This is a genomic window from Kitasatospora sp. Ki12, assembly GCF_054601375.1.
In genome coordinates, this window is sequence record NZ_BAAIHT010000001.1 from 1,396,409 (window position 1) to 1,409,451 (window position 13,043).

Genomic DNA, 13,043 nt, shown 5'->3' on the forward strand with positions numbered 1-13,043 from the left:
GCTCCGGGGGTCGGCACCACCGTTCCGGGGTCGGTCCCGCCGGACTCAGTCCCACTCCAGGCCGCCGCGGCGCCAGACGTAGGCGTACGCGACGAAGACCGTGGCGATGAAGAGCAGCATCTCGACCAACCCGAAGATCCCCAGGGCGTCGAAGGTCACCGCCCAGGGGTAGAGGAAGACGATCTCGATGTCGAAGACGATGAAGAGCATCGCCGTCAGGTAGTACTTGATCGGGAACCGACCGCCGCCCACGGGCTGCGGGGTCGGCTCGATGCCGCACTCGTACGCCTCCAACTTGGCCCGGTTGTAGCGCTTGGGGCCGGTGAGTGAGGCCATCACGACGGAGCCGACCGCGAACGCCGCCGCGATGGCACCGAGTACGAGGATCGGCGCGTAGGCATTCATAGCCCCCGCTCCCTCCGTCCAGTCGTCCTTGACTGCAGATCGGAACCAGCAGGTCACACTCAGGTGAACCCGCCCTCCGGTTCCCGGGATCCACCTCATGTGAGGCAGTTCACAAAGCCTGGAACGAGCGCATCTTATGCCCGTCCGCTTGTGATCTGCGACACGCAGTTCACCGCGATCTTTGTGATCTACGCCACCATGTGAATGATGGCGAATGTGAACATGCCCAGATTTGTCGACGCAAAGGAGTCAAATGATCACAACCAGTCGCATTTACTTGTGAAGCAGCTGGTCAGGGGCGTATTCCTATATCAACTATGCGTCGACTCAGGCAAATTTAGAGGCGTCATGTTGACGTGTTATAGCGGCTCACTCGGAGGGGTGGCGGGGGTCCGAACGCTCGCTTGACCCTTCGTTCACAAGCGCGCGGACTCGGCGTCGGACGGGGTACGCCTGCGCTGCGGCGGCCGCCCTCCGCCTCCGGCTGCCAGCGGCTGGACGCGCGCCAGGGGGCGGGGGCGGCGAGCGCGCGGGCGGGGGCGGGCGCGGGCGCGGGCGCGGGGCCGCGCTTGTGCGGCCTCCGCCCCGGGAGCTGTTCCCCTCGCCCTGGAGGTGGGGGCCTGTGGGTTGGGGCCTGTGGGTGGTCCTGTCGGTGGGACCTGTAGGTGGGCCTGTCAGCGGGTGCCGGCCGCCTGCTCCCACACCCAAGCCGCGATGCCCACCCGGTTACGGGCACCGAGCTTGCGCTGGATGCTGGCGAGGTGGTTCTTCACCGTCCCCGGTGAGATGAACAGCCCCGCGCCGATCTCGGCATTGGTCGCCCCGTCCGCCACCTGCTCGGCGATCTCCCTTTCCCGTGCGGTCAGTTCCTCCACCGGCCCGGCCGCCGGCGGCGGCCCGGAGGGCCCCGAGGCCGTTCCCGGGCCGGGCCCCGGCTCCCCTCCCGGAAGTGCCATGTGCCGCAGGAGCCGTACGGTGATCTGCGGGCTGATCAACGCGTCCCCGGCCATCGCCGCCCGGACCGCCTCGATCAGCAGCACCGGCCCCGAGCGCTTCAGCAGGAAGCCCGCCGCACCGTTTCGAAGCGCCGTGTGCACGTACTCGTCCAGGTCGAAGGTGGTCACCACGATCACCTTGTACTGGCCCGCGAGTTGCCGGGTGACCTCCAGGCCGTCGAGCTTCGGCATCCGGATGTCCGCGAGCACCACGTCCGGCCTCAGCCTCCTCGCCTCCGCCACCGCCGCGGCGCCGTCCGCCGCCTCGGCCACCACCGTCATGTCCGGCTGGGCGTCCAGAATCATCCGGAACGCGCTGCGAACGTCCGCCTGGTCGTCCGCGATCAGGATCCGAACCGGCCCCGCGCCACTGCTCATCCCCGCACCTCCCCCGTGCCGACCCGCGTCGGCCCCTGTGATCGTTCCGATCCGGATCGCCCTGGCCCGGACCGCTCTGGCCCTGACCGCTCTGGCCCTGATCGTTCCGATCCGCTGACGGTCGCGTCCAGCGGCAGCACCGCCCGTACCCGCCACCCCTCCCCCGCGTACGGACCGGCCTCCAGCGAACCACCGAGGGCCTCCACCCGGGCTGCCAGCCCAGGGAGCCCACTCCCGCCGCCCCGGCGCGGACCTCCCTCCGGGGCCGGCGCCCCGCCGTCGTCCGTCACGGTCAGCTCCAGTCGTCCGTCGCTGCGGCGGGCCCGGATCTCGACCGTCCGCGCGGCCGGAGCGTGGCGCCGGACGTTGGTCAGGGCCTCGACCGCGATCCGGTGGACGGTGCCCTCCACCTCGCGCGGCACCGGCCCCTCCGGCAGTTCCAGCCGGACCTCGGCGCCGCCCGATGCGGTGAACTGGTCCACCACCTGGGCGAGTTCGGCGAGGCCTGGCTGCGGACTGCGGCCGCCCGCCTCCTCGCTGCGGAGCAGCTGCACGGTCCGGTCCAGCGAGGCCAGGGCCCGCTGCCCGGCCTGCTCTATCCGCTCGAACACCTCGGCCGCCCGTGCCGGGTCGATCGCCGCCATGTACGCCCCCGCCTGGGCCTGGGCGACCATGCCGCTGACGTCGTGTGCCACGAAGTCGTGCAGGTCGTGGGCCAGTTCGAGCCGCTGGGCCCGTCTGGCCTCGGCCACCGCGCGGGCCCGGCCGTCGTCGAGCCCCCGCAGGTAGAGCCCGATCAGCACCGTCGGCAGGGACAGCATCGATCCGAAGCCGAAGAGCGTGAGCGTGTCGGTCGGCCCCTCGATGTACAGGAAGCGGGACGGCCAGAGCGTGACCGCGCCGCACGCCGTCCACGCGGCCGCCGCGCACCGCGGGCCGTCCTGGGCGCGCAAGGTCAGCAGCACCGCCAGCAGCAGGCCCGCCACTTCGGCCAGCCCGACCGCCCCGGCCCAGCGATCGCCCTCCACCCAGCGGCCGGTGAGCCAGAGGGTGACCGAGACCGCCACCGAGACCGCACCGAGCGCAGTCGTCACGAAGGCCGCTCCGTAGCGCCCGCGGACCACCCAGGCCGGCAGCAGCAGGGCCGGGACAACCAGCGACAGGGTCTGATTCATCGTCACCACCTCTCTTCGACTGCCGTCACAGTACGACGTGGGTCCGGCGGTGCGCCTGTGCCGATCGGCATATTTCACAGGCGGGTTGAGCAGGGAGAACAGCCCGATCGGCACTGCCGCGAACCCCCGGCTGACCTCCAGTCTTGAGCCATCGCACCGGCCGAGGGGGCCGGGCCGGAAGGGAGTCCACCGTGTCGAAGCTCGTGATCAACGCCCAGGGCACCACGCACCGAACCACCGAACGCCGGGCCCGCGCACACCGGACCACGAACCACCGGCCCACCGCAGCCGTCCCTCCCGCCCCGCGCTGGGCCCGGCTGGCCGCCAAGGCCGCCGCCCTGAGCACCGTCCCCTCGGGGGTCTGGCGGATCGCCTTCGGCTTCGGCGCCCCGCTCGGCTTCACCGGGGCCACGGCCGCCGCGTTCGCCGAGCACCAGCCGGGCTGGGGCACGGTCTACTGCGTGGCGCTGAGCGCCCTGGCCGAGGCCCTGTCCTTCCTGACCCTCGGCCTGGTCCGGCCCTGGGGGCAGGTGGTGCCCCGCTGGATCCCGTTGCTCGGCGGCCGGCGGGTCCCGCCGCTCGCCGCGATCGTCCCGGCGCTGCTGGGCTCGGCGGTGCTCACCGTCCTCGGTATGGAGGGGCTGTTCGGCCGCTGGGCCGACAACCTGGCCACACCCGACGCACCGCACGGTTTCGCCGCCCTGGTGATGACCGCCGCCTACCTGCCCCTGGTGGCCTGGGGCCCGCTGCTCGGCGCGGTCACCGTCGACTACGCCCGCCGCACCCTGCGGTGGCGCCGGTGACCACGCCGACGGATCACGCCGAGGCCGGCTCCTTCGTCGGCTCCCCGGCTCCCGCATCCACCCCGGCAGCCGTTCCGTTCCCGCCCCCGGCCGGGCGCGGCGCGGGGGCGGTACGGCGCCCCCACTCGGTCGCGGCCAGCACCAGGGCGCCTCCGAACAGGGCGAGCAGCCCCGGCCGGTTCCCTGCCACGGTGATGCCGAAGACGGTGGCCCACAGCGGCTCGGTGCCGAGCAGCAGGCTCACCCGGGAGGGCGAGGTGGCCCGCACCGCCCACATCTGGACGAAGAAGGCGAACAGCGTGCAGAACAGGGACAGATGCAGCAGCCAGGCCCACTGGCCGACCCCGTACGAGCGGGCGACGGTCCACGGCGCCGGCCCCACGGACAGCGCGACGACGGCGAAGACGGCCGTTGCGACGGCGAGTTGGACCCAGGTCACGGCGAGCATGTCGGTGTCGCGCAGGGCCCGGCTCCTGGCCATGGCCAGGACGTACGCGGATCGGACGAGGGCGGCACCCAGCACCAGCAGGTCACCGAGCGAGGGAGCGCGCAGCCCGCCGTCGCCGGTGAGCAGGGCGACGCCGAGCACGGCCAGCCCGGCGGCCGCCAGGAAGGCCCGCGGTGGCGCGGTCCGCCCGAGAGCGCTCTCGCCGAGTGGGGTGAGCACCATCGCGAGGCTGATGATCAGCCCCGCGTTGGTCGCGGAGGTGTGCACGGCGCCGTAGGTCTCCAGCAGGAAGATCCCGCTCAGCACCAGCCCCAGCGCGGCACCGCCGAGCCACTCCGCCCGGCTCAACCTCCGCAGGGCCCGCCAGGCGACCGCTCCGAGCAGGGGCAGCACCAGCCCGAACCGGAGCACCAGCATCGCCACGACCGTCCCCGGCTCGGCCACCCGCTGGACGGCGAGGAAGCTCGACCCCCACACCACCGCCACGAGCAGCACCGGAAGATCACGAAGGGCCGACGAGGACGAGCCCTTGGACAAGGAGGCAGGCATGACGAGGATCCCTCCGAGCGAACGGAACCGGCGGGCGCGAGTACCGTACGGCGTCGGACGGACCCAGCGGCCGGGCGGGAGACCCGGCGGTGGACAGGGCGAAGCGTGGAGCAAAGGGGCGCCAGTCTCGCGCACCGGACCACCGATGATCAATGCCCGTCCGGACACCGGATGGTCGGCATGATCCGCTCGGTCGGCGCGGTCGAGTCGATCGGCGCGGCAGGCCCCGGTCCGGCAGCCCCGGCCCGGGCGGCACCGGCGGTCAGCCGGCGAGCAGACCGTTTGCCGCGGCGATCGCCTCGATGGCGGCGGGCGTTCCGGACATGACCACACGGACGTGTTCGGTGACGAGCTCGACCGGCCAGTCCCACCAGGCCGCGCGGAGCAGGCGCTCGATGTCGGCGTCGTCGAAGCGGCGGCGGATCGGGCGGGCGGGGTTGCCACCGACCACGGTGTACGGCTCGACATCGGTGGTGACCATCGCACCGGCAGCGATGATCGCGCCGTCACCGATCCGGACCCCGGGCAGGACGGTGGCTCCGAAGCCGAACCAGACGTCGTTGCCGATCACCGTGTCCCCCCGGCTGGGCAGGTCGGTGACGATGTCGAGGGTCCGCTCGGTCCAGCTGCCGCCGAACATCGTGAACGGGAAGGTGGAGACGCCGACGGCCGGGTGGGCGGCACCGGCCATCAGGAAGCGGGTGCCGGTGGCGATCGCGCAGTACTTGCCGATCACCAGCCGCTCGGGGCCGTACGCGTAGAGGACGTTGCGCTCCTCGAAGCGGGTGGCACCGTCGGGGTCATCGAAATAGGTGTACTCGCCGACCTCGATCCGCGGGTCGGTGACGAGGGGCCGCAGCAGGACGACGCGGTCGTGACCGGCGAGCGGGTGGAGCACGGTGGGGTCGGGGATGGCGGTGGCGGTCACTCGGACTCCTCTCGTAATGCGACTCATGTCGCATTACGATGAGCATGGCACGCCACCACACCCACAGCAAGCCTTAATGCGACTGGAGTCGACTTTGACCGGAACCGCCAACCCCGCACCGCCGCCCCACACCCCGACCCCGCGTCCGGGCGGCCGCAGCGCCCGGGTCCGGGCGGACGTGGTCGCCGCCACGCTCGCCGAGGTCACCGAAAAGGGGTACGACGGCCTCACCGTGGAGGCGGTCGCCGCCCGCTCCGGCGTCCACAAGGCGACCCTCTACCGACGGTGGGGCGGCGTCGACGGCCTGGTCGCCGACGCGCTGACCGCCTCCGCCGACCAGCCCTGGCCCCTGCCCGACACCGGCGACCTCCAGCAGGACCTCCGCCGGATCACCCAGGAGGTGTTCGACGTCTTCACCGACCCCGAGCTGGGCCCCACACCGACCGCACTGATCTCCGCCGCCCAGCGCTCCGACGCCGGCGCGGCCGCCCTGCACGACTTCTTCGCGACCCGCCACCGCCAAGTCGCCGAGGTGGCCGAACGGGCGGTCACCCGGGGCGAGTTGCCGGTCGGAACGGACGGTGCCGAGGTGGTCCGGGCCGCCACCGCGCCGCTCTACTACCGCCTGTTCGTCTCCGGCGAGCCGCTGGACGCCCGCACCGCCGAGCGGGCCGCCGATGCCGCCGCCCTGGCCGCCCGCGCCGGGCTCTTCACCTCGATCCCGGAAGCCCCCGACCACCCCCGACCACCCCTGACCCCTCCAGGCCACCCAGACCCCCCCGGGCCACCCGGGCCCGGCAACTCCCGCCGCACCGGCAAAACCGGCAGCACAGGCAACATCCGTAACACCGGCAACATCCGTAACAGGTGAGCCGTCGAGCCGGGCAGAACCGGCAGCCCCGACGGAAACCCGCGCCCCGGCGCTCACCTGACCGACCATCACACTCCCGAACCCCCGGGAGTCGCGGCCGCCCCGACCCCTACCGCATCCCCACCCGGCCGTGGATGATTCCTCCATGACAATCCAGCCGTCCACCACCCCCCGGAAGGCCCGTCACGTGAAGCGCACGCACTGGGCGCTGGTCGCCGCCGCCACCGTCCTCCCGCTCGTGGCCAGCACCGGCACCGCCGTCGCGGACACCTCCGCCGCCGCAGCCACCGCCAGCGCCGGCTGCACCTACACACCGGCTGTCCCGGCCGACAATTTCAAGGGCATCCCGGTCTTCAACGCCAAGAAGGCGGCCCAGCCCTACCGCGCGACTCTGCGTACCAGCCAGGGCCAGATCACCTTCGAGGCGCTGACCGACAAGGCGCCCTGCACCACGTTCTCGTTCCGCTTCCTCGCCGAGCACGACTACTTCGACCGCAGCCACTGCCACCGCCTCACCACCCAGCGGATCTACGTCCTCCAGTGCGGCGACCCGACCGGGACGGGCAGCGGCGGGCCCGGCTACTCCTTCCCGGACGAGAACCTGACCGGCGCCACCTACCCGGCCGGCACCGTGGCCATGGCCAACGCCGGTCCGAACACCAACGGCAGCCAGTTCTTCTTCGTCTGGAAGGACACCAAGCTCTCCCCCGCCTACACCCCGTTCGGCCGGATCACGGCGGGCCTGGACGTCCTGCAGAAGATCGCCGCCGGTGGCGAGGACGACCAGAACAACCCCGGCGACGGATTCCCCAACCTCCCGGTGAACATCCGCAACGTGAAGATCAGCACCCGCTGACCGAGCGGGCCGGGTCGCCCCGGGCGTCCCCGAGCGCCCGCTCCCGTACGGTGGCAGCACCGCCGACACCGCAGGGGAACAGCGCCGTATGGACAGCCGGATCTGGGAGAGCGTCGATCACATGGTCGCCTGGCTCGACGGGGAGCGCACGCAGTCGCCCCAGGAGGAGCGCCTGCTGCGGATCCTGAAGCTCTCCGAGGAGGTCGGCGAGGTCGGTGCCGCGGTGATCGGTGCCACCGGTCAGAACCCGCGCAAGGGGGTGACCCACAGCTGGGAGGACGTCCAGCACGAGCTCTGCGACGTCGTCTTCACCGCCCTCGTCGCCCTGCGGACGCTCACCCCGGACGCGGCCCGGGTCTTCGCCGACCGTCTGGCCTACGTCGAACAGCGCTCCGCCGCCTCCCGGCGCCCGATCGACGGGCTCCCGGAGGCGGCGGAGAAGAACAGCGGCGCAAACAGCACCGCGAACAGCGGCGCGAACGGCAACGCCAACGACGGCGGGGACGCCGCGCGCTAGGCGTTCGGCGCGACCCGGGCGAGCCCGTTGATCACGCGGTCCATCGCGTCGCCGCCCTGCGGGTCGGTCAGGTTGGCGAGCAGCTTGAGGGTGAAGCGCATCAGCAGCGGTCGGGGCAGGCCGTGCTGGGCGGCGAGCTGCATCACCTTCGCGTTGCCGATGAGCTTCACGAAGGCGCGGCCCAGCGTGTAGTAGCCGCCGTACACGTCCTTGAGGATGCGCGGGTAGGCGTGGAGGGCGCGCTCGCGGCCGCCGTCGGTGACCCTGGCGAGGGCCTGCACGATGACCCCGGCGGCGATCTGGCCGGATTCCATCGCGTAGGCGATGCCCTCGCCGTTGAACGGGTTGACCATGCCACCGGCGTCGCCGACGAGCAGCAGGCCGCGGGTGTAGTGCGGCTGCCGGTTGAAGGCCATCGGCAGGGCCGCGCCGCGGATCGGCTCGGTCATGTTCTCGGGGGTGTAGCCCCACTCCTCCGGCATGCCGGCGCACCAGGCCTTGAGGACCTCGCGCCAGTCCAGCTCGCCGAAGGCCGGCGAGGAGTTGAGGATGCCGAGGCCGACGTTGGAGGTGCCGTCGCCCATGCCGAAGACCCAGCCGTAACCGGGCAGCAGCTTGCGCTGGCCGCCGCGGGTGTCCCACAGCTCCAGCCAGGACTCCAGGTAGTCGTCGTCGTGGCGGGGCGAGTTGAAGTAGGTGCGGTAGGCGACGCCCATCGGACGGTCCTCACGCCGGTGCAGGCCCATGGCGAGCGAGAGCCGGGTCGAGTTGCCGTCGGCGGCGACCACCAGCGGGGCGCGGAAGGTGACCGGCCGCTTCTCCTCGCCGAGCTTGGCGGTGACGCCGACGATCCGTCCGGTGCGGTCGTCCACGATGGGCCCGCTGACGTTGCAGCGCTCGTAGAGCCGGGCGCCGGCCTTCTCGGCCTGACGGGCCAGCAGCTCGTCGAAGTCGGCGCGCTTGCGGACCAGGCCGTAGTCGGGGAAGGAGGACAGCTCGGGCCAGTCCAGCTCCAGCCGGACGCCGCCGCCGATGATGCGCAGGCCCTTGTTGTGCAGCCAGCCGTTCTCGGTGGAGACGTCGATGCCCATGTCGACCAGCTGCTTGGTGGCACGCGGGGTCAGGCCGTCGCCGCAGACCTTCTCGCGCGGGAAGGCGGTCTTCTCCAGCAGCAGGACGTCCAGCCCGGCCTGGGCCAGGTAGTACGCCGTGGTGGAGCCGGCCGGGCCCGCACCGACCACGATGACGTCGGCCGTGCTCTCCACCGGGCTGTCCGGCTTCGTCAGATCGGCTGCGGTCTCGGACACGTGGACACACTCCTGGAGCTGCGGCGGGGGACGGCGGCTTTTGTCTCCGGCAGTCTAGTTCCGCTCACGCCACCGGAAGCGCCCGTCCCCCACCACGTCGACCATCGCCCCGCCCCGCGACGAGAACGCGACGATCACGCGATCTTGTACGCCCGGTGCAGCGCGACGATCCCGCCGGTCAGGTTCCGCCAGGCGACCTTCGACCAGCCGTTGTCCTGCAGCTTGGCGGCCAGCCCCGGCTGGTCGGGCCAGGCCCGGATGGACTCGGCGAGGTAGACGTACGCGTCCGGGTTGCTGCTGACGGCCGTGGCGACCGGCGGCAGCGCGCGCATCAGGTACTCGGTGTAGACCGTCCGGAACGGCGTCCAGGTCGGCGTGGAGAACTCGCAGATCACCAGCTTGCCGCCGGGCTTGGTGACCCGCAGCATCTCGCGCAGCCCGGCGTCGGTGTCCTGGACGTTGCGCAGGGCGAAGGAGATGGTCACCGAGTCGAAGGTGTCGTCCGCGAACGGCAGCCGGGTGGCGTCGCCGGCGGTGAGCGCCAGCTCGGGGTGGCGGGCCTTGCCCTCGGTGAGCATGCCGACCGAGAAGTCGCACGGGACGACCTTGGCCCCGGCCTCGGCGAAGGGCAGCGAGGAGGTCCCGGTGCCGGCTCCGAGGTCGAGCACGAGGTCCCCCGGTCCGGCGGCCACCGCCTCGGCCACCGCCCGGCGCCAGGCGCGGGCCTGGCCGAGGGAGAGCACGTCGTTGGTCCGGTCGTACTTGGCCGCGACGTCGTCGAACATGGCGGCGACTTCGTGCGGCTGCTTGTCCAGAGAGGCTCGGGTCACGCCCCCCATTGTTCACCCTCGCACGGACACCCCGGCCAACGGGGCTCACCGGACCGCCGGCACACCCCACCGGAACGCCCACCCGACCACCCACCGGAACCCCGACCCGACCACCCGCCCGACCACCCACCCGACCGCCCACCGGGCCACCGGGCCACCGGGCCACCGGCGCGACCGCTCGCACAGCCACCCCGGGCCGGCCCCCGTCAGTGCTGCCCGCGCCGCCCGCCCGCGCGCCGCTTCCGGCGGGAGCGCTTGCCGTGGGTTATCGCGGGCATCCCGTCGGCCAGCGTCTCCGCGGCCAGGGCGAGGTTGGCGGCCAGCCGCCCCTGCCCGGCGCGGACGGCGACGGCCTTCCGGTGCCGGCGGATGCGCAGCACGCAGATCACGAAGAGCGCGACGGCGACCGGCACGCTGAACCGGGCCAGGCCCACGCCGACGGGCTGCGGGTAGGTGTCACCGCAGATCCGGACCGCGCCCGCGTCGTCGGCGGCGTGCTCCAGGCAGACCGCGTCGCCGAGCCTGGTGCCGTCCGCGAGCGGCAGCGCGGCCGCGGTGTGCGGCTGGCCGCCCACCCGGTAGGTGACGGCGCTGTAGGTGCCGCCGCCGGTCGGGAGCTGGGTGACGACGCCCTCGACTCTCACCGGGTGCGCCTCGATCCGGTCGGCCTGGTCGGCCTGGCGCCAACCCAGCAGGCACATGCCGACGGCCAGCACGGCGCTGAGCACGGCGGCGAGGTACCAACCACGGCCCAACCGCGGGATGCGCGGCGGGGGAACGGTCGCGGTCTGCATGGTTCCTGTCCTGGCTTGCCTTCGGGGCCGGGGACGCGGCCCCGCCGCCCGCGGGGGCGGGCGGTGGTGTGGTGAGGGTACGGAGTGAGCTGTCCGGGATCGTATCCGCTGGCGGGCCCTCAGGTCACGGCGAAGGGACAATCACTACCGGCCACCGGCACCGGAGTTCGGGTGCACACGAAGGAAGTCCGGTGCACCGCAAGGGAATCCGGCTACTGATGAGTACGTCACACCGGCGCCGCCGTTCCCGGCCGGTCCGCTCAGCGCCGGCGGTACACCAACCGCCCGCCCAGCACCGTGGCCAGGCACCCGCCCGACGCCGGTTCGGCGCGCCCCTCGGCCGCGGCCGCGAACACCGCGAAGTCCGCCCGGCCACCGGCCGCCACCCGCCCGTACACGGCCTCCGCGAACGGCAGCACGGCCAGCGGGTCCAACGGCCCCGCGCCCACACCCGACGCCTCCGCAGAACCCGCCAGCCCCGCAAGCCCCGCCACCCCCGACCGCGCCACCGCCGTCCGAACCGAAGCCCGCTCGAACGGCCCGTTCACCGCCGTCACCCCGAACCCGAGCATCCGCTGCAGTCCGCGCCGCGCGCTCGCCCCGCAGCGCGCCTCGTCCGTGGACCCGGCCAGCCCGTCGGCCACCGGCTCGACGCCGATCTCCTCCCGCGGATCCGGGTGGTACGCGCGTTCCAGCAGCCAGTGCCCGTACGGATTGCGCAGCCCGGGCGCGAGCACTGCCCGGCCCCAGTCCCGCACCCGCGCCCCGGGGTGCGCCGCGGCGAGTTCGCCGTACGGTCCGACCGCCTCGACGCGGTCGCCGCGCACCACCACCGCCCCGTCCGGGATGGGCGGGGCGGCGGGATCGGCGGGGTCGGGCAGCACGAACGCGGCCCGGTGCAGGGTCAGCACGGCGCGGCGAGCGTGCTCAGTTGTCCAGGATCTTCAGCTCGGGGTGCGCGGTGCCGCCCTCGATCGCCGTGGAGGCGATGTGCGAGGCGACCCGCGGGTCGACCGGGTCGTTGGCCGGGTCGTCCAGCACCCGCAGGTGCTGGTAGGTGGTCGAGCGCTGCGCCGGCACGCGGTCGGCGGCCCGGATCAGGTAGATCAGCTCGGTGAGGTTGGAGCGGTGCTTGGCGCCGGCCGCCGAGACGACGTTCTCCTCCAGCATGACCGAGCCGAGGTCGTCCGCGCCGTAGTGCAGCGACAGCTGGCCGGCCTCCTTGCCGGTGGTGAGCCAGGAGCCCTGGATGTGGGCGATGTTGTCGAGGAACAGGCGGGCGATGGAGATCATCCGCAGGTACTCGAAGACGGTGGCCTGGGTCGAGCCCTTCAGGTGGTTGTTCTGCGGCTGGTAGGTGTACGGGATGAAGGCCCGGAAGCCGCCGGTGCGGTCCTGCACCTCGCGGATCATCCGCAGGTGCTCGATCCGCTCGGCGTTGGTCTCACCGGTGCCCATCAGCATGGTGGAGGTGGACTCCACGCCGAGGCCGTGCGCGACCTCCATGATCTCCAGCCAGCGCTCGCCGGACTCCTTCAGCGGGGCGATCGCCTTGCGCGGGCGCTCCGGGAGCAGCTCGGCGCCGGCGCCGGCGAAGGAGTCCAGGCCCGCCTTGTGGATCCGGGTGATGGCCTCCTCGACGGAGACACCCGAGATCCGGGACATGTGCTCGACCTCGGAGGCGCCCAGCGAGTGGATCACCAGCTGCGGGAAGTCGGCCTTGATCGCCGAGAACGCGCGCTCGTAGTACTCCACGCCGTAGTCCGGGTGGTGGCCGCCCTGGAACATGATCTGGGTGCCGCCCAGCTCGACGGTCTCCGCGCAGCGGCGCAGGATCTCGTCGAGCTCGCGGGACCAGCCCTTGTCGCTCTTCGGCGGCACGTAGAAGGCGCAGAACTTGCACGCCGTCACACAGACGTTCGTGTAGTTGATGTTGCGCTCGATGATGTACGTCGCGATGTGCTCGGTACCGGCGTAGCGACGGCGGCGCACCGCGTCGGCGGCGGAGCCGAGCGCGTGCAGCGGCGCCGAGCGGTAGAGCTCCAGCGCCTCCTCCGGGGTGATCCGGCCGCCGGCGGCGGCCCGGTCGAGCACGGCCTGCAGGTCGGTGCTGGACGCATCGAGGGTGGTCGCTGCGAGCTCGGTCACCTGGCGGCCTTCTCTCTCTCAAGTGCTACTGGGGTACGG

General features: G+C 72.6%; 14 protein-coding genes. 4 read left to right on the plus strand and 10 right to left on the minus strand.

Annotated features, from left to right (window positions below; genetic code table 11):
• Positions 1–45: 45 nt before the first annotated feature.
• From ACYP53_RS05940 to ACYP53_RS05950, 3 genes are all read right to left on the minus strand, one after another.
• Entirely contained in the window at positions 46–405 is a 360-nt protein-coding gene (locus tag ACYP53_RS05940) for an NADH-quinone oxidoreductase subunit A (RefSeq protein WP_030060100.1), read from the minus strand.
• A gap of 674 nt (positions 406–1,079) precedes the next feature.
• Positions 1,080–1,778 carry a response regulator gene (locus tag ACYP53_RS05945; RefSeq protein WP_459646813.1) on the minus strand — a complete coding sequence of 233 codons (699 nt, stop codon included), beginning with the start codon at positions 1,776–1,778 and terminating at the stop codon, positions 1,080–1,082.
• Positions 1,775–2,953, minus strand: coding sequence for a sensor histidine kinase (locus ACYP53_RS05950; protein WP_459646814.1), 1,179 nt, complete (start codon positions 2,951–2,953; stop codon positions 1,775–1,777). Before ACYP53_RS05950 ends, ACYP53_RS05945 begins: the two co-directional genes overlap by 4 nt.
• A gap of 191 nt (positions 2,954–3,144) precedes the next feature.
• On the opposite strand from ACYP53_RS05950, the gene ACYP53_RS05955 reads away from it, so the two are divergent.
• Positions 3,145–3,756 carry a hypothetical protein gene (locus ACYP53_RS05955; RefSeq protein WP_459646815.1) on the plus strand — a complete coding sequence of 204 codons (612 nt, stop codon included), beginning with the start codon at positions 3,145–3,147 and terminating at the stop codon, positions 3,754–3,756.
• A gap of 13 nt (positions 3,757–3,769) precedes the next feature.
• Here ACYP53_RS05955 and ACYP53_RS05960 read toward each other — a convergent pair whose 3' ends face one another.
• Both ACYP53_RS05960 and ACYP53_RS05965 read right to left on the minus strand, forming a co-directional pair.
• Positions 3,770–4,753, minus strand: a complete 984-nt coding sequence (locus tag ACYP53_RS05960) for a DMT family transporter (protein ID WP_459646816.1) — start codon at positions 4,751–4,753, stop codon at positions 3,770–3,772.
• A 262-nt stretch (positions 4,754–5,015) separates the two neighbouring features.
• A complete protein-coding gene (locus ACYP53_RS05965; protein WP_459646817.1) occupies positions 5,016–5,681 on the minus strand; it encodes a CatB-related O-acetyltransferase in 666 nt (221 codons plus the stop codon).
• A gap of 94 nt (positions 5,682–5,775) precedes the next feature.
• On the opposite strand from ACYP53_RS05965, the gene ACYP53_RS05970 reads away from it, so the two are divergent.
• The 3 genes from ACYP53_RS05970 to ACYP53_RS05980 all read left to right on the plus strand — a co-directional run bounded on the left by ACYP53_RS05970 (position 5,776) and on the right by ACYP53_RS05980 (position 7,925).
• A complete protein-coding gene (locus ACYP53_RS05970) occupies positions 5,776–6,552 on the plus strand; it encodes a TetR/AcrR family transcriptional regulator (protein WP_459646818.1) in 777 nt (258 codons plus the stop codon).
• Positions 6,553–6,697: 145 nt separating this feature from the next.
• Entirely contained in the window at positions 6,698–7,408 is a 711-nt protein-coding gene (locus ACYP53_RS05975) for a peptidylprolyl isomerase (protein WP_459646819.1), read from the plus strand.
• 88 nt (positions 7,409–7,496) lie between these two features.
• On the plus strand, positions 7,497–7,925 hold the full coding sequence (locus ACYP53_RS05980; RefSeq protein WP_459646820.1) for a MazG-like family protein: 429 nt from the start codon (positions 7,497–7,499) through the stop codon (positions 7,923–7,925).
• Here ACYP53_RS05980 and ACYP53_RS05985 read toward each other — a convergent pair.
• The 5 genes from ACYP53_RS05985 to mqnC form a co-directional block, all read right to left on the minus strand.
• The gene (locus tag ACYP53_RS05985; RefSeq protein WP_459646821.1) at positions 7,922–9,232 is read right to left on the minus strand and encodes a geranylgeranyl reductase family protein; all 1,311 of its coding nucleotides are present in this window, start codon (positions 9,230–9,232) and stop codon (positions 7,922–7,924) included. The two genes, ACYP53_RS05980 and ACYP53_RS05985, sit on opposite strands and share 4 nt — an antisense overlap.
• Positions 9,233–9,366: 134 nt before the next feature.
• Positions 9,367–10,062 carry a demethylmenaquinone methyltransferase gene (locus ACYP53_RS05990; RefSeq protein ID WP_189920043.1) on the minus strand — a complete coding sequence of 232 codons (696 nt, stop codon included), beginning with the start codon at positions 10,060–10,062 and terminating at the stop codon, positions 9,367–9,369.
• A gap of 206 nt (positions 10,063–10,268) precedes the next feature.
• A complete protein-coding gene (locus ACYP53_RS05995; RefSeq protein ID WP_189920041.1) occupies positions 10,269–10,856 on the minus strand; it encodes a hypothetical protein in 588 nt (195 codons plus the stop codon).
• A gap of 260 nt (positions 10,857–11,116) precedes the next feature.
• Positions 11,117–11,767, minus strand: a complete 651-nt coding sequence (locus ACYP53_RS06000; RefSeq protein ID WP_459646822.1) for an imidazolonepropionase-like domain-containing protein — start codon at positions 11,765–11,767, stop codon at positions 11,117–11,119.
• Positions 11,768–11,783: 16 nt separating this feature from the next.
• Entirely contained in the window at positions 11,784–13,004 is a 1,221-nt protein-coding gene (gene mqnC / locus ACYP53_RS06005; RefSeq protein WP_459646823.1) for a cyclic dehypoxanthinyl futalosine synthase, read from the minus strand.
• Positions 13,005–13,043 lie beyond the last annotated feature (39 nt).